This window comes from Luteibacter sp. SG786 (genome assembly GCF_011759605.1).
In the GTDB taxonomy this organism is placed as follows: domain Bacteria; phylum Pseudomonadota; class Gammaproteobacteria; order Xanthomonadales; family Rhodanobacteraceae; genus Luteibacter.
In genome coordinates this window covers 2,235,122-2,252,339 of the sequence record NZ_JAAOYX010000001.1, presented here as the reverse complement: position 1 = coordinate 2,252,339, position 17,218 = coordinate 2,235,122, and the positions used below count along the sequence as shown (strand labels likewise).

Sequence of the window (17,218 nt, the reverse complement as noted above, 5' to 3'; positions counted from 1 at the left end):
GAAATACCGCGGGGGACTGATCAGGTGAGTTCGGCGAAGAACTCGACGATGCGGGCCATGCCCTTGTCGAGTGCCTCGTCGGAGCAGGAATAGGAAATGCGCAGCGCGCGCGGTTCGCCGAACGCGGAACCGGGCACGCAGGCCACACCCTTGGCTTCGAGCAACACCGCGCAGAAGTCGACGTCGGAGTCGATCGCCACGCCGTTGTGCTTCTTGCCGAAGGCCACGGAGATGTCGGGGAACGCGTAGAAGGCGCCCTGCGGACGCGGGCAGACCACGCCGGGAATGGAAACCAGGGCGTTGTACACGCGGTCGCGCTTTAAGGCGAACTCGTCGCGCTTCGCCGCCGGGATGTCCTGCGGGCCGGACAGCGCGGCCAGGGCGGCGGCGGTCACGACCTCGGGCAGACTGGTGATGTGGTTGGAATTGAGCGTGGTGACGGCGAGCGCCACCGCTTCCGGCGCGGCGATGAAGCCCACGCGCCAACCCGGCATGCCGTACGTCTTCGAGAGTGAATCGACGAAGATCACCCGGTCCTTCAGTTCCGGGCGTACATGCACGAAGTTGTGGTAACCCACGCCGTCGAACACCATCGTGTTGTAGATGTCGTCGGTGATGACCCAGGTGTCCGGGTACTTCGCGATCACGTCGGCCAGCGCGGAAATTTCCTCGCGCGTGTAGACCATGCCGGTGGGGTTGGACGGATTGTTGAACAGGAACACGCGCGGTTTGCGGGCCAGCGCGGCATCGAGCTGCGCCGGCGTCAGCTTGTAGTGCTGCTCCGGCGGGCACGGCAGGATGTTGATTTTCGCGCCGACGATTTCGGCGATGTCGAGGTAGCTGGTCCAGTACGGCGCAGGGAATGCGATTTCGTCGCCTTCGTCGAGCAGCGCCTCGGCCAGGTTGTACAGCACCTGCTTGGCGCCCACACCCGTCGAAACGTTCTTGCGGGTGTAGCCGGTGAGCCCCAGGGCTTCGATATGCGCCAGGAAGGCGTCGACGAGGGCGTCGGGACCGCGATTGCTGCCGTACTGGCCGGAATCCTTCGCCAGCGCCTCGCGCGCCGCGGCGTACACGTGGTCGCCGGGGAGGAAGTTCGGCACGCCGATCGAGAAGCTGACGATGTCGCGACCCTCGGCCTTCAGGCGCTTGGCCTTCTCGGCGATGACCATGATCGCGCTGGGCTTGGCACGACCGATACGCTTGGCGAGCTGCGGCATCGTTTCCTCGACTGGGGATGGGGCAAAGGCCGTCATTTTAACACGGCCCCGCCACCGTCCGCTGCGAGTTCATGCGACTTGTGGGAGCCGGCTACGCCGGCGATCCCGCGGCAGCGGGCCAGCGTGCCGCGAGCACCATCGCCGCTGAAGCGGCTCCCACAAAAAGCACCCATGCCTGTCGGAGCCGGATAGCTGCTCCCACGGTGAGGCGATCAACGTGCGTCGAGCACCGCGTTCCACTTCGCCACGTTGTCGGCCTGGGCCGCCAGCAGCGCGTCGACGTCGCCGGAGACTTCCACCTTCTCGATGGTGTCGTCCTGGCGGATCGCATCGACCACCTTCTGGTCTTCCGGACCGACCACTTCGCCGAACACGCTGTGCTTACCGTCCAGCCACGGCGTCGCGCCGTGGGTGATGAAGAACTGCGAACCGTTCGTGCCCGGACCGGCGTTGGCCATGGACAGGACGCCCGGCTTGTCGTGCTTCAGGCTGCTGTTGAACTCGTCGCCGAACTTGTAGCCCGGGCCGCCGCGGCCCGAACCTTCGGGGCAACCGCCCTGAATCATGAAGTCGGCAATCACGCGATGGAACGACAGGCCGTCGTAGTAGCCGCGCTTGGCCAGGTTCACGAAGCTGGCCACCGTCATCGGGGTCTTATCGTCGTGCAGGCGCAGGTGGATATCGCCCTTGTTCGTCTTCATGGTGACGTTGATGGTCATCGCGGTTCCTGTAACTCGTTGAAATGCGGGCAGACACGTCGTCGCGTCCCACCCGGGGGGATGCAAGGCTACCGAAGATGGCGCCCTCGTCACAGGACTTCAAGCGTGAAAGCGTGACGACCGTTCAGGCGCCGGGCAAGGCCAGCGCCGCGGCGGAGAGTGCGCCCGGGCCTCGCGGCCGGGTGTCGCGCACCGCCGCGTCCTCCGGCAGGGCCCTGCCCTCCGCCACGTGCGCCCAGGCTCGGTCGAGGGCGGCGTGGCCGAATGGAAGAAGAGGCACGTGGCGGTCGCCGAAATCGGGAAACGCCAGGAAGGCGTCGAAGTGCTGGGCGTGAGGCACTTTCCAGTAGACGGGGGAGCGCCCGGCGGCACGCAGCCATTTCACGTACGGGTCGGACGAGAACGCGACGGGGATCAAACCGTCCTGCGCACCATGCACGACGAAAGCCGGCAGATCCTCGCGCGGCAATGCGGCGGCCGTGGTGCTTACCGCCTCGCGCAGGCGTTGCGCATCGACACCCTGCCCGGTCCACAGATCGCGCAGGCAGAGGTTGCCCGGCAGGGTGGGATCCATGGAGAAATCGCTGCCCCCGGCTAGCACAATCCCGGCCCCGGGCGGCGTTCCGGAGCCGTCGGCCCACCACGCCGCGCGGATCATCGCGTCCACGGGCCCCGCCATGCCGCCCGTGTGCTGCGGCCGATAGGCGTAACCGCAGGGCATGTCACCGCATGGCCGCCGCAGGTAGGCGGAGGCATAGGCCACGGTGACCGCGCGCCACAGATCCAACGAGGCAGACGATGCGCCCACGGCCAGGGCCTCGTCGTGCCAACCCGATGCCCGCAGCAGGGCAAGCGCTTCTTCGCCCTGGGCGGCCGGTAATATCGCGGAGAGCCGCCCATGGGCGCGCAGCGCGGCGCTCCGCAACGCCCATGCCGGTGGCTGGGCGCCGGCCACGCGGGCGAACGGCAGCCCATCGAATGCCGGCGCGGCCAGCGCGGCCGGCAGGAAAATCGCGGCTTCGGTGGCATAGTCGTAGAACGGCCGGCCGTAACCTTCCACGTAGATGTTCGGTGCCAGGGCCACCACGGCCGCGAGCATGCCTTCGGTATCCTCGCCTGCCGCGCGCAGTACGGCGCCGCCACCATTCGACAGGCCGGTGGCGATGATCCGGGTGTTGGCGGGCGTGAACGGCGCCTCTTCGGGAAATGCCTCGTCGAGCATGGCAAGGCCGAAACGGGCCGCCTGCAGGACATGCCGCCCCCAGTCGGCTTCGGGGTTGTCCCCGGAATGGGCATGTTTCACGGCGATGCCGGCCTCGGCCGTCATACCGGCCGGCTCGAACTCGAGCGGCACCTCCCCCGCCTTCGCCCGGGTGCCGTCGAGCGCCACCCCGCTGCCGTCCGCACTGTCGAAATAGCCGCTTCCCGCGCCCTTGTCGGTATACGCCACGGCACAGCCGCGCGGCAGCCCCCACGCCCCGGCGACTGCGATGGAGCCATAAATGCCCCGCGTGCCCGGCGAAGCGGTGACGACGAGGCAGCGTTTCGCGCGATCGAAGGCATCGGGTACCTGCACGAGAACGCGGTGCGATGCCTTCGCGCCGGCATGCCTCGCGAACGCCATGAATTCGCGCCCCGGCACATCCGGCACGCTTCCATACACGGTGCCGAAGCCGCCGAGCGGACCGAGATCGGCGATGCCCTTCCAATTGCTCTGGATTGCGCGACGGCGCAGTTCGGCGGGCGTCGGTGCCACCGGCACGGCGAAGGCAGCCGGCGCACCGACAAGGCCACGCAGGCCAAGTCCCGCACTGAGCAAGTCGTCGTTGCCGCGGTGCGTGCTGACACGCACTTCCTCGACGCTCTCGATCGAAAGCATGGCACCTTTCCCGGGGATCGAGGCTGTGACGATGCTTGAGTCCGTTGGCCGGCGCAAGGTCGCGGAGGCCGGGGTTACCTGTGCATCGGCTCCGTATGGGAGCCGCTGTGCGCTATTCGCCGAGCGCGCATCCCCCGGTGCAGGACGGATCCGCGAACGACTTCGCAATCGTCTCCAGCAACGGACGGTTTTCGGGCGCGCTATGTTCCAGCGCACGCCGGGTCGCCTCGAGAACCGGCGCGCGACCGGCGACCGTCATGAAGGTCGCTATCGCGGCGGCGTTGTCAGCGGCCGCCACGAGCATCAACCTGCGGTTGGCGGCCGAGACAGAGGGATCGTCGGTCATCACGACGGCCGCCACGATCATGTTCGCCGCGCCTTTCCGCGCCTGCCGCATGCCGTCCATGCGAACCGGCGTACGCTCGCTGGCGGGAAGATGCTGTGCGAAGTCGGTCAGCAGCGGCAGGCTGCGCCCGTTGCAATAGGCGCCGAAGGCCGTCAACGGGACAATGACGTTTTGGTAGGTCTGCGCATTGCGGGTGGCCAGTTCGACGTAGCGCGGCTGATAGACCGCCGGGCCTTGTGCGAAAAGGGGCTTCAGGGAGACGAGACCTGCCATCGAATACGCCACAGAGACCTTGACGGCCTTGCTGCACACGTCGAGCAGCTTCGGAATGTCCTCGGCGCCTAGCCGGGCCTTGCCGAAAACGGCCTGGTCCGTCGCCAGGGCCAGGACCTTCCGTACCCGCGGATCGCTCTCCGGCAGGGGTGGGTCGACCCCCGGCGTGCCCTGGGCCGCGGAAACCACATCGGCGGCCTGGATAAAGGCGTCTACGCCCGGCAGGTCGGTGGCCTGCGCCAGGCCTGTGGCGCACGCAAAAGAGACTAGGCACGCGAAGGCGCCGGCACGAAGGTTATGCATGAGGGTTCCCCTATTCCTGCTTCTAATTATAAGGCCCTCCGTACTGCGGCACGTGCAGTCGGGCGCTGTGCCGCTGCTATCCTCCCGCGACCCGGCAGGAGCCGGATGAATCCACAGGGGAGAGCAATGATTGCCCGTCGCACCGTCGTGATGTCCGCCGCGCTCGTCGCGGCTCTTGGCCTCGTCGCCTGCCACAAGAAAGACGAAGCCGCAGTAGCCGATCCACGGGCTGTCGCCGCCGCACAGACCGCCATTTCCGCCCCCGCATGGATGCGCCAGCACCTGCCGGCGCAGACCGTCGCCTATATGCGCATCCCATCGCCATGGGCCATGCTCGGCGGCGTGCCGAACGGGCGACCGCTGGACGCCGCGTTGTCCTCGAAGGCCCATCTGGATGCCATCGCACGTATCCGCACCGGCATGGCGAGCGATAAGGCGCTCGCCGATCTGAAAATCGCGGGCCTGGTCAATCTGCTGCTGAACGATCTGCGCTCGCCGTTGGAAGTCGCACTGGTCGACCCGCTCGGCATCCCGGCGCCCACGTCGCGCCTCGTGCTCACGGCGCTGCTCGACTACCCGTCCGTCGACGCCTTCAATGCCCGCGTCGCGAGTCTCGATGCCTCGACGCCGTTGCTCGCCGCGCCGCTCGATGCACAGGGGAACGGCCGGCTCGCCAGCGGCGGGGCCGTTCGCTACGTTGCCGCGGAGCACCGGCTGTGGATCACGCAGTCGGCCCAGGCACCGAGCGACGGGGCCGCGTTGGACGAAGTGCTCGCCTCTTTCGGCAAGTCCGCCCCCGGAGCGGCTCCCGCGACGCTGGTCGCGCTGGAACCGCGCATCGACACCTCCGGCGAAGGCCTATTCGGCTGGATCAGCGTGCGCGGCATGGGTGGTATAGCCGCCGCGCAGGCCGGCGATACCCCGTTCGGACGCCTGCCATCGGATTTCGCTTCCAAGGCCGACGCCATTGTGTTCGGCGGCGGCACGGTCGATGGCCGCGCCCAGTTCCGCATCATCGCCCACGCCCCTGGCGCACGCGCACTGCAGTATCTCGCCCCGTCGGCGTTCTCGCCGGCCTTGAAGACGGTAGGCGAACCGCGGTGGGCGATGACCTTGTCTCTTCCGGATGCGAAGACCTACCAGACCTTCGAGGGCAACCTGAATCTCGATTTCGGGGCCGAGGCGGCGCAGCACTACCGCGCGGGGGTGGAGAAGATGCGTGCCCGCTTCGGCGCCGGTCCGGCCGACTGGTTGCGCTGGTTCGGCCCCGAAATGGTGGTGTTCTCCGACGACGCCGGCCTGTTCTACGCGCTGCACACGCCCGATCGCAAGGACTGGTACGCACGCATCGAAAGCATGGCGGCGAAAGGCTGGAAAACCGGGGTGACCAAAGTCGACGGCACGTCGGTCCACTGGCTGTCGATGCCGGGACCGGGGACTGCGGATCTTCCGCCCAACGCACCGGAATCGTTCAAGTCGTTTGCCGCCTTCCTTTCTCGACTCGGCGGCCGCTCGTACTGGGTCGAAGACGGCGACTGGGTCGTGATGGCGAAAGTGCCGCAGGCCCTGGCCGACCGTGCGGCCGGGAATCCGGGCACGTCGCTGGTCGACTGGTTCAAGGCCCGCGCCTACCCGGGCACGCGAACGCTTGTCGGCTTCACCGCCACCACCCGCGACGCGCAGCGCGAGGCCTATTACTCGTACATCCAGATCCTGCAGATCCTCGGCAGCGCCGTCGGCGCGGACATCGATATCAGCACCCTGCCCTCCGCGCATACGTTGAATCTTCCGGAAGACGGCGTGATCGGCGCCGCGCTCGAGGTGGACCCGGATACGCTCGCGGTGTCCTTCACCTACGAGCAGAGCCCGGTGGAACTCGTCGGCGAGGTGGGCGGCATGGGGCTGGTCGCCGGGACCGCCATCGTGGCGGCCATCGCCGTGCCGCAGTACCAGGAATACACGCTGCGCAGCCAGGTGGCCTCCGCGCTTGACGCGGCCTCCGCGGCCAAGGCGGCCGTGACGGAGGCGCGCCAGCGCACCGGCAAGTTTCCGGCCAGCAATAAGGCCGCCGGCCTCGGCGAACCGGAAAGCCTGGGCAACGACGTCGCCGGGTCGGTCCAGGTGGGCGCGGGCGGCGAGATCGTGGTCACCATCGACGCCAAACCTCCGCGCAAGGCCGATGTCCGGCTCGACGGCGGCACCCTCGTGCTGACCCCGCGCGTGCAGGGCCATTCGATCGCCTGGGGCTGCTCCGGCGAGGGCATCGACCAGAAATACCTGCCGGTGACCTGCCGCGACCAACCCCTGGAACCGTAGGCCGGACGGGGCGGGGCTTCGATCGCCCCGCCCGGTCATGCGAACGTCGCCAATTTCCTTTATAATCGGCGGCTTCCCATACCAAAGAGGTGCACCGGCTGAAGGCCGGCGCATGACGCATGTCGATCGAAAACCTGCGCAATATCGCCATCGTGGCTCACGTCGACCACGGCAAGACCACCCTCGTCGACCAGCTCCTCAAGCAGTCCGGCACGCTCAACGAGCGCACCGTGCTTGCCGAGCGCGTGATGGATTCGAACGACCAGGAAAAGGAACGCGGCATCACCATCCTTGCCAAGAACACCGCCATTACCTGGCAGGGTAACCGCATCAACATCGTCGACACCCCGGGACACGCGGACTTCGGCGGCGAGGTGGAGCGCGTGCTGTCGATGGTCGACACCGTGCTGATCCTCGTCGACGCGATGGACGGCCCCATGCCGCAGACGCGCTTCGTCACCCAGAAGGCGTTCGCGATGGGCTTCAAGCCGATCGTCGTCGTCAACAAGATCGACCGCCCCGGCGCGCGCCCCGAGTGGGTCGTGGAACAGGTGTGGGACCTCTTCGACCGCCTGGGCGCCACGCCCGAGCAGATGGACTTCCCGATCGTCTACGCGTCGGCCCTGAACGGCTACGCCTCGCTCGACCAGGACGCCCGCGAAGGCGACATGACCCCGCTGTACCAGGCCATCATGGACCACGCGCCGAAGCCGGACGTCGATCCGGACGGCCCGTTCCAGATGCGCATCAGCCAGCTCGACTACAACAACTTCGTCGGCGTCATCGGCATCGGCCGCATCCAGCGCGGCACGCTGAAGAAGAACATGCCCGTGGCCGTCATCGACCGCGAAGGCAAGAAGCGCCAGGGCAAGGTGCTGCAGGTGCTGGGCTTCCTCGGCCTCGAGCGCATCGAGCAGGACACCGCCGAAGCGGGCGACATCGTCGCCATCTCGGGCATCCAGGAACTCACCATTTCCGACACCGTCTGCGCGCTGGACACCCCGGAAGCGCTGCCGGCCCTGACCGTCGACGAGCCGACGATCAGCATGACCTTCCAGGTGAACAACTCGCCGTTCGTGGGCAACAAGGACCTCTCCGGCGGCAAGTTCCTCACCAGCCGCCAGATCCGCGAGCGCCTGGACCGCGAGAAGGTGCACAACGTGGCCCTGCGCGTGGAAGACGGCTCCGACGCCGACAAGTTCCTCGTTTCGGGCCGCGGCGAACTGCACCTGTCGGTGCTGATCGAGAACATGCGCCGTGAAGGCTACGAGCTTGCCGTGTCGCGTCCGGAAGTCATCATCAAGGAAATCGACGGCCAGCTCATGGAGCCGTACGAGCAGCTGGTGGTCGACGTGGAAGAGACCCACCAGGGCCCGGTCATGGAGCGCCTCGGCATCCGCAAGGGCCAGCTGAAGAACATGGAGCCCGACGGCAAGGGCCGCGTGCGCCTGGAATACATGATCCCGGCGCGTGGCCTCATCGGCTTCCAGAACCAGTTCAAGACCCTCACCCAGGGTTCGGGCCTGCTGTTCCACGTGTTCGACCATTACGGTCCGAAGGAAGAAGGCCAGATCGCCAAGCGCCTCAACGGCGTGATGATCGCCAACGCCGCGGGCACCACCCCGGCCTACTCGCTCGGCCCGCTGCAGGAGCGCGGCAAGCTGTTCGCAGCCGAGGGCGACTCGGTGTACGAAGGCCAGCTCATCGGCATCCACGCCAAGGACAACGACCTCACCGTCAACGCCATCAAGCCCAAGCCGCTGACCAACATGCGCGCCGCCGGCAAGGACGATGCGATCCAGCTCACCCCGCCGATCAAGTTCTCGCTCGAACAGGCGCTGGACTTCATCGACGACGACGAACTGGTCGAGGTCACGCCGAAGGAAATCCGCCTGCGCAAGAAGCACCTGACGGAAAACGACCGCAAGAAGGCATCGCGCGGCCAGGGTTGATTCCGGCTGGAGTGATTACGAAAGGAGCCCGGCTTATGCCGGGCTCTTTTTTTGGTTCTTCACGGTGTTCGCTTCGTAGGGCGGGCTCGCATCGGCACCTGTGCCGGTGTCTGGGAGAACCGGACAAGCGTGCCCGCTGCCGCGGGATCGCCGGCGTAGCCGGCTCCCACAAAGAGCACCGCGAAATTGCTGGTGTTGTCGGAACGCGAGAGCCTCACAGCCACCGTCGTGCCTGCGAAGGCAGGCACCCAGCGACTCAAGCGCGGACGGTCACCACAGGCCAACAAAAGAACGCCACGCGCTACACGCAACACCACCTTGGAGACGCTGCCTGAATGCAGCCGTCAACGGAGCTCAACCCTGCGAGTCCCTCGAACCCACCAGCTTCATCAGCAGATCGATCTGTTCCTGTTGCTTCGCGAGCAGGGCCGCAAGCTGTTCCGTCCGCATCTGGTCCAGCTTGTCATGCAAGGCCATGATCTCGATCTCCGCCTTCAGGTTCACCTTGTAGTCGTTGGCGGCGTCGAGCCTGTCCATCGCGGCCTGCCGGTTCTGGCTCATCATGATCACCGGCGCCTGCACCGCGGCGAGCATGGACAGCATGAGGTTGAGGAAAATGTATGGGTACGGATCGAAGGGCTTGTGCAGCACGTAGGAGTTGAGCCCCGTCCATAGCAGCAGGCCCAACCCGAAAATGATGATGAAGGTCCACGATCCACCGAAGCGCGACACATTGTCCGCAAGGCGCTGGCCGAAGGTCAGGTCCGACCGGAACTCGGCATTCACGTCTTCCGACACGATCTTGCGTTGGGCCAGCTTCTCCAGCAGCCGCCGTTCGGCGTGGCCCAGCTCGCCGAGGCCCTTGGCGAACCACCGGTGCGCCGCTTGCTCTGTGTTTTGCCCGTTGACTGCCACGGCGGATTCTCCAGGGACGAGGGGATTGCCGCGCACGCTACCACGACCCACGTACCGCTAGCTTTCATGCCCCTGCCATGAACCTGCGAAAGTCAGCGGCGGGCCGAAACCGTCCTGCTTGCGAACGGCGGTGCGGCCGCGTCGGCCGCGCGTACCTCGCTCTCCAACTCGCCCCGCAGCCGCGGGAGGTATTGGGGATACTCGCGGCGAACGAAGGCGATCAGTCCTTCCCGCACCTTGCAGCGCAGATCCCACGATCTGCCGGAATCGGCGGAACTCACCAGTGCGCGCAACTGCATCGCCCTTTCGTTGCTGTCCACCACCTGCAACACGCACACGCGTTCGTCCCACTCCGGCGCCTGCTCGCAGAGCCGCTTCAATTCCGCCCGAAGCGGATCGAGCGGCAGTCCGTAGTCGAACCACAGCATCACCGAGCCGAGGATCTGTGAACTGGTCCGTGTCCAGTTCTGGAAAGGGTTTTCAATGAAGTACTGCAACGGCACGATCAATCGCCGCTCGTCCCAGATGCGTACGACCACATAGGTACTGCTGATTTCCTCCACCCTGCCCCACTCGCCTTCGACGATCACCACGTCGTCGATGCGGATAGGCTGGGTGAGCGCGATCTGTATGCCGGCGATCAGGTTGCCGAGTACCGGTTTCGCCGCCAGGCCGACGGCGAGGCCGGCCAGTCCGGCGGACGCGAGCAGGCTAGCTCCGAACTGGCGCACGGCGGGGAATGTCATCAATCCCACACCGATCCCGAGCACCACCGTCACGACCATGGCCGTGCGGCTCAGCACGCGCACCTGCGTCTGCAAACGCCGTGCGCGCAGGTTGTCTGCAAGGTCGATGGGATTGAAACGGGACAGGGCCGCTTCGAAAGCACCGATGCAGCGCACGACGAACCAGGTACACGCAGCAATCAGGGTGACGGCGAGCATATGCTCGAGGCCGTCGACCAGGCGCGCGGGCTCGTCTGGCGCCGCGCGGAACGCAAGGAGCAACGTCGCCAGCGGGAGGATCGCCTCCAGCGGCGCATTCGCCCGTGCGACGATGGAAGCTCCCATCGGATGGTGTATGGCGAAACGCCGCAACAGCACCTGCACGAGCCTGCGGAAAATACCCGTGGCGGCCAGCGCAATCGCGACAATCAGCGCGAAACGCGTCCACGGATGCGCGAAATCAAGCATCCAGTCGGGAAAGTTCATGGCATCCTAGCTTAGCGGCAGGGATGTCCACGTTTTGTCGGCATGCTCGCGTAAAATTCGCGCATGACAACACACGTCGCCAGCGACCGCTTCGTCCTTCCCGATGTGCTGCAACACGGCCTGCGGGTGGTTTTCTGCGGCACGGCCGCCGGCACGCGCTCCGCGCGGGAGGGCGCGTATTACGCGCATCCCGGCAATATGTTCTGGCGCACATTGTTCGCGGTCGGGCTGACGCCGCGACTGCTCGCACCTGCGGAATACCCGTTGCTCCCGGCGTTCGGCATCGGGCTCACCGATCTTTCGAAGTACCACTACGGCAACGATGCCGAGCTTCCCGTCGATGCCTTCGACGTCGCGGCACTGCGCCAGAAGATCGAACGCTTCGCTCCCGGCGCCATCGCCTTCACCAGCAAGCACGGCGGCACGGCCGCGCTGGGCAAAGGCACCGGCTACGGCTTGCAGGAAGAACGTTTCGCCAACGTTCCCACCTTCGTTTTGCCCTCGCCTTCGGGCCAGGCGCGGCGGTCGTGGGACCTTCGCACCTGGCAGGCGATGGCGGATGTCATAACGGCTCGGACCTCAGGCGTTCAGGACTGAATTCCAGCGGATAGGGCAACCCTTCCAACTCAACCGCCCGGCGTGGAGCGATAAGCGCGCACGTCAGCGGGCGACACCGCGGTTGCCTTGTTCGACCATGCCTGCCGGATATACGTGACCACCGCCGCCGCATCGTCGTCGGTGAGCTTCTGGGCGAACGGCGGCATCGAGTAGGGCCGCGGATTGTCTTTCGTGACAGGAGCGAAACCGCCCGACAGGACGACGCGAATGGCGTTGATGCCCGTGGGATCGGTGACCGATACGTTGCCGTCCAGCGGCGGATACGCGTCGCCCTTTCCGCGTCCGTCGTCCGCGTGGCATTCGGCGCATTGCTGCGCGTAAACCTTCTGGCCCCGCAAGGCCAGGTCGCGCGCACCCACCGCCGATTCGCGCTGGCGTTGCGGCTCGCGATCCGGCAGGGATTTCAGATACGTGGCCATGGCCTTCAGATCGTCGTCGTCAAGGTGCTGGGTGCTGCGCATGACGACTTCGGCCATCGGCCCCAATGCTGTGCCCTTGGCGGAACGGCCGGTTTTCAGCAGGGCAACCACGTCGGCTTCGGTCCACCCGGCGAGTCCGCCGTGCGCACCCATCGAGAGATCGGGGGCGTACCAGTTCTGCACCGGCACGATGCCGCCGGCGAGGAATGGCTCCTGCACCATCGCGCCGAAGCTGTTGCGGCGGGTATGGCATTCATTGCAATGGCCGAGTCCCTGCACGAGATATGCGCCCCGGTTCCATGCGGCGGATCGTTTCGGATCCGTGGCGTATTCGCCCTCGTCGAAATAAAGGGTGCGCCACGCACTCATGAGCGAGCGCATGCTGTACGGCCAACGCAGTGTGTTGGGTGTACCTGCGCTTCTTACCGCCGGAAGGCTGCGCAGGTAGGCGAAGATGGCATCCGTGTCGGCACGCGTGACCTTGGTATACGAGGTGAATGGAAAGGCGGGATAAAGCGACGTGCCGTCGTGCGCGACGCCGGAATGCATGGCGCGATAGAAATCGTCGGCGCTCCAGTCGCCGAGGCCCGTTTCGCGGTCGGGCGTGAGGTTGGGCGCGGGAATCGCTCCGAACGGCGTGGGCACGACATTGCCGCCTGCGAACGGCTGGCCATGGCGCGACGTGTGGCAGGCGGCGCAGTCGCCCAGCGTGGCAAGGTACTGGCCACGTTGCACATCGGCGGAGGCTTGTGCGGCGGTGGCGGACAGCAGCAGGACGAAACAGGCGAACAGGAGGCTGGATGTCTTCATGGGTCAGCCTCCCAGCACGCCGCAGTGGAGCGGCGGCTTGACGCTTCCCGCCGGCTCCGGATGTGCGTCGTCCGGTACCGGACGCTGGGCCAGCCATGCAGCCACGGCGCTGATGTCGGCGTCGCTCAGGCGGTTCGCGATCGTGGCCATGCAGTCCGGCGCCACCGTGCTGCGCGTGTCCGTGCGCCATGCGCCGATCTGCGCGCTGATGTAGTCGTAAGGCAAACCGACAAGACCCGGAATGTCGGGCTGGCCCCCCGTAAGATTGGGGCCATGGCAGGCCATGCAGGCAGGCACGCCTCGCGCGGGGTCGCCGCGGGTGGCGAGTTCTTCCCCGCGCGCCATGGCGGCGGCGGTGGTCGCCGGCACCGGATGCCGCGCGTAAGGTACCTCCTGTCCGGCAAAGTACTCCGCGATTTCCCGCATGTATGCGTCGGTCAGCGGCGCCACCATGTATTCCATGATCTCGTAGTGGCGGAGCCCTCGCTGGAAGTCCTGCATCTGCCGGTGCAGGTAACCGGCTGGCTTTCCGGCAAGGCGGGGATTGAAGCCGTTGTCACCACCCTCGCCGCGTTCGCCGTGACAGCTCGTGCAGGCAGCGATGCGCTGGGCCAGGGTGTCGGGTACGGCCTGCGAATCGGCGGCCGGCGCCGGAACGGCGCAGAACACGACGGCTGCGACGAGCAGCCGGCGAAGGAGACGACGCATGTGGCACTCCCTGGTGTAACGTTGGCGGGCCCGCGCACGGCTCTCGCGCGAGCATGGCTTTGAGCCAGTATATGCCCGGGGGCACCCGGTTAAGATGGGTGCGACGCTTCGTCCGATCGAAGGGGAAAACGATGCAGCATCGCTGGACCAGACCCTTGGTGCTTGTCGCCACGGGGTTGTCGTTCCACCTGGCTTCGACGGCCCAAGCGCGTGAGGCCGGAGAGGACGACGCTTTCGCCTCCATCGCCACCGTGCAGGCCGCCTACGCGTCGGGCGCGCTGACGCCGGAAGGGCTTACACGCCTGTTCCTCGACCGGATCGCGACCATCGACAAGGCCGGCCCACGCGTGAACGCCGTGCTGGAGACGAACCCCGACGCGTTGCAGATCGCGCGTACCGCCAGGGGCAAAGGCCCCCTGGCCGGTATTCCCATCCTGCTGAAAGACAACATCGACACGGGCGACCGCATGATGACCAGCGCAGGCTCGCTGGCCCTCACGGTAAAACCCGCGCCGCACGATTCCGAAGTGGCGGCGCGCCTGCGGAAAGCGGGCGCCATCATCCTGGGCAAGACCAACCTCAGCGAGTGGGCGAACATGCGCTCCAACCACGCCACCAGCGGCTGGACGGCGCGCGGCGGGCTCACCGTCAATCCGTACGTGCTCGATCGCAATGCGTGCGGTTCGAGCGCGGGCTCCGGCGCCGCGGTGGCCGCGGGTCTTGCTACAGCGGCCATCGGCAGCGAAACCGACGGCTCGATCATCTGCCCGGCGTCCATGACCGGCCTCGTCGGCATCAAGCCTACCGTGGGGCTCGTGAGCCGCAGCGGCATCGTGCCCATTTCTCATAGCCAGGACACCGCCGGCCCGATGGCCCGCAGCGTGGCCGACGCGGCCGCGGTGCTCAGCGCCATCGCCGGACCCGATGCCCGCGATCCCGCCACGGCGGAAGCGGGAAAGCACGCCACCGATTACACGAAATTCCTCGACCCCAACGCACTGCGCGGCAAGCGCATCGGTGTGGTGCGACAGCTGGCCGGCATCGAACCGAATGCCGACCGGGCGCTCGAACACACCATCGCCCTGCTCAAGGCGCAGGGCGCGACCGTGGTGGACAACGTGGAGATACCTCACCTCAAGGAACTGAGCGAGCACGAGATCGACGTGCTGCTTTACGAGTTCAAGCACGACATCGCCGCCTATCTCGCCACCCGCCCCGACCAGCCGATGAAGACACTGGCCGACCTCATCGCCTTCAACGAGCGCGAGGCGGCGAAAGAAATGCCATGGTTCGGCCAGGAACTGTTCCTCGCCGCGCAGGCGAAGGGCGGGCTCGACGACCCGAAGTACGTCGCGATGCGCGATAAGAACAAGCGCCTGGCGGGGCCGGAAGGCATCGACGCCGCACTGAAGAAGGACAAGCTGGACGCGCTGCTTGCGCCAAGCTGGGGGCCAGCCTTCGTGAACGACCTGGTATTGGGCGACCACGTGGTCAGCGGCGACCCCACCGTCGGCGGCGTCTCGGCACCCGCTGCCATAGCGGGCTATCCGTCGATCACCCTGCCCGTCGAATTCGCGCACGAACTGCCCGTCGGCGTCGTGTTCTTCGGCGCGAAATGGAGCGAGCCGACGCTGATCGCGATCGCCTATGGGGTGGAGCGGAAGGCGAACGCGTTCCGCCGGCCCAAATACCTGCCCACATTGCCGGTTCAATAGACCGTTCCCCCGCATTTCGCCGCGCCGAATCATACGGACACCGCCGGCAGGTAACGCGAGCGCAAAGCGAATCCGAAAGTAGGCTGAATCCTAGGCGTGACCCGGCTTTCGATTACGCAATGTGGGAGCATTCCCTGCTCCCACGCCTCCTTGGCCCTGCGTCATTGTTGCCTTCGCCGGCATATGAGCCGGAGCCAAGGAGAGGTCATCATGAAGTTCCGCAAGAAGGGCAGTATCGCCAGTCATGCTATCGCCGCGATGGCGCTAGCAGCCGCCCTGACGCCGCCCTCGTCATTTGCAAACCCTGGTTACCGCACGCCCACGGTGGACGACGCTTACCTGTCCATAGAAGATTTGCAACGCGCCTACGCAATGGGGGAACTCACGCCGACGGACATGACCCGGTTGTTCCAGCAGCGGATCGAAAGCATCGATCGCTCGGGGCCGACACTCAACTCGGTGCTGGAGATCAATCCGGACGCCATCGCTGCCGCCACCGCGGCGGAAGCCGCTTACCGGGGCGGAAGGTCAACGGCGCTCACCGGCATCCCTATCCTGCTGAAGGACAGCATAGATACCGGCGACCGCATGCGGACGACGGCCGGATCGTTGGCACTCGAACGTCCTGCGAACCGGGACGCGACCATCGTGACAAAGCTGCGCAACGCCGGCGCCATCATCCTTGGGAAAGCCAACCTGAGCGAATGGTCCAACTTCCGCGGATGGCCCTCCATTAACGGCTGGTCGGCGCGAGGCGGCTTCACGCTCCATCCTTACGTACTCGACCGCGACCCGATTGGCTCGAGTACCGGTTCGGGTGCGGCGGTGGCTGCAGGACTCGCCACCGCATCCATTGGGCTCGAAACGGCAGGTTCAATCGTCAGTCCCGCCCTGGCCATGGGGCTGGTAGGCATCAAGCCCACCGTAGGGCTCGTAAGCCGCGCTGGCACCGTGCCGGTGTCGCGTACGCAGGACACGGTCGGACCGATGGCGCGAAGCGTGGCCGATGCCGCCGCAGTACTGACCGTGATCGCAGGCACCGATCTCGCCGACCCCGTCACTGCGGACGCCGATAGTCACGCGAGCGACTACACGCAGTATGTCGATGCTGGAAGGGTGAAAGGCATGCGGATAGGCCTAGTGCGCCATCAGGATGGCACGCTCGATCCAGGCACCGAGAAAGCCATGCGGATTCTGGAGAACAGCGGCGCGGTCATCGTCGATGCCGTGACGCTCCCTCCCACCGACACGGCGCGAAACGATCATCTGCCGATGCTGCTGACGGAGTTCAAACAAGACATCGCAGCCTACCTCGCCACTCGCGACGAGCCCTCATTGCGAAGCCTCGATGACCTCATCGCATTCAATGAACGCGAGGCCGAACACGAAATGCAGTACTTTGGTCAGGAGATGTTCTTGTGGGCGAGCCAAATGGGCACGCCGGACGATCCGCAACACAGGCTGAGGCGTGAGAATGCGCTGCGCACCACGGGTCCGGAGGGCATCGACGCAACACTTGCTGCCCATAAGCTCGATGCCCTCATCGGCCCGATGCCCGTCGTGGAAATCGCGGCCCTGGCGGGTTACCCGGTGATGACGCTTCCAACGCATTTCGAGGGCGAACTGCCTGAAGGCGTGCTCATCTTCGGCACAAAGTGGAGCGAGCCGACGCTCATCTCCATCGCATCGGCCGTGGAAGCGGAAGCGAAGGCGTTCCGCCGACCGAAGTACCTGCCGACGCTGCCGGTTCGCTGAACCGGAAATCGCAAAGGGAGCGATCTTTTGTGGGAGCCGCTTCAGCGGCGATGGGTGCA

Annotated in this window: 13 protein-coding genes; 5 read left to right on the top strand and 8 right to left on the bottom strand. The window is 66.2% G+C overall.

The genetic code is table 11. The annotated features are described in order from the left end of the window. Positions 1–20: 20 nt before the first annotated feature. The 4 genes from FHS47_RS10300 to FHS47_RS10285 form a co-directional block, all read right to left on the bottom strand. Positions 21–1,220, bottom strand: a complete 1,200-nt coding sequence (locus tag FHS47_RS10300; protein ID WP_167026564.1) for an aminotransferase class I/II-fold pyridoxal phosphate-dependent enzyme — start codon at positions 1,218–1,220, stop codon at positions 21–23. 212 nt (positions 1,221–1,432) lie between these two features. Further along, entirely contained in the window at positions 1,433–1,939 is a 507-nt protein-coding gene (locus FHS47_RS10295) for a peptidylprolyl isomerase (protein WP_167026561.1), read from the bottom strand. Between the two features lie 124 nt (positions 1,940–2,063). Next, complete coding sequence (locus FHS47_RS10290) at positions 2,064–3,818, bottom strand: 3-hydroxybutyrate oligomer hydrolase family protein (protein ID WP_208381904.1); 1,755 nt, start codon at positions 3,816–3,818, stop codon at positions 2,064–2,066. 112 nt (positions 3,819–3,930) lie between these two features. Next, on the bottom strand, positions 3,931–4,740 hold the full coding sequence (locus FHS47_RS10285; protein WP_167026558.1) for a hypothetical protein: 810 nt from the start codon (positions 4,738–4,740) through the stop codon (positions 3,931–3,933). 126 nt (positions 4,741–4,866) lie between these two features. Here FHS47_RS10285 and FHS47_RS10280 point away from each other — a divergent pair, with 126 nt between their 5' ends. Together FHS47_RS10280 and typA are read left to right on the top strand one after the other, a co-directional pair. After that, positions 4,867–7,056, top strand: a complete 2,190-nt coding sequence (locus tag FHS47_RS10280; RefSeq protein WP_167026555.1) for a pilin — start codon at positions 4,867–4,869, stop codon at positions 7,054–7,056. 119 nt (positions 7,057–7,175) lie between these two features. Next, entirely contained in the window at positions 7,176–9,008 is a 1,833-nt protein-coding gene (gene typA / locus FHS47_RS10275; protein WP_167026552.1) for a translational GTPase TypA, read from the top strand. 354 nt (positions 9,009–9,362) lie between these two features. Here the strand turns inward: typA and FHS47_RS19780 are convergent, their stop codons facing one another. Further along, entirely contained in the window at positions 9,363–9,923 is a 561-nt protein-coding gene (locus FHS47_RS19780) for a DUF1003 domain-containing protein (protein WP_167026549.1), read from the bottom strand. Between the two features lie 92 nt (positions 9,924–10,015). Further along, complete coding sequence (locus FHS47_RS10265) at positions 10,016–11,134, bottom strand: mechanosensitive ion channel domain-containing protein (protein WP_208381903.1); 1,119 nt, start codon at positions 11,132–11,134, stop codon at positions 10,016–10,018. A 63-nt stretch (positions 11,135–11,197) separates the two neighbouring features. Between FHS47_RS10265 and FHS47_RS10260 the strand changes: the two genes are divergently transcribed. Beyond that, positions 11,198–11,731 (top strand): mismatch-specific DNA-glycosylase, encoded by a 534-nt coding sequence (locus FHS47_RS10260; RefSeq protein WP_167026546.1) that lies wholly within the window; start codon positions 11,198–11,200, stop codon positions 11,729–11,731. Positions 11,732–11,760: 29 nt separating this feature from the next. Here the strand turns inward: FHS47_RS10260 and FHS47_RS10255 are convergent, their stop codons facing one another. Further along, on the bottom strand, positions 11,761–12,981 hold the full coding sequence (locus FHS47_RS10255) for a cytochrome c (RefSeq protein WP_167026543.1): 1,221 nt from the start codon (positions 12,979–12,981) through the stop codon (positions 11,761–11,763). 3 nt (positions 12,982–12,984) lie between these two features. Then, positions 12,985–13,689: a c-type cytochrome gene (locus FHS47_RS10250; protein WP_167026540.1), complete on the bottom strand. Its 705-nt coding sequence runs from the start codon at positions 13,687–13,689 to the stop codon at positions 12,985–12,987. A 131-nt stretch (positions 13,690–13,820) separates the two neighbouring features. Here FHS47_RS10250 and FHS47_RS10245 point away from each other — a divergent pair, with 131 nt between their 5' ends. Next, positions 13,821–15,404: an amidase gene (locus tag FHS47_RS10245; RefSeq protein ID WP_167026537.1), complete on the top strand. Its 1,584-nt coding sequence runs from the start codon at positions 13,821–13,823 to the stop codon at positions 15,402–15,404. Between the two features lie 210 nt (positions 15,405–15,614). After that, on the top strand, positions 15,615–17,159 hold the full coding sequence (locus FHS47_RS10240) for an amidase family protein (RefSeq protein WP_167026534.1): 1,545 nt from the start codon (positions 15,615–15,617) through the stop codon (positions 17,157–17,159). Positions 17,160–17,218: the final 59 nt, after the last annotated feature.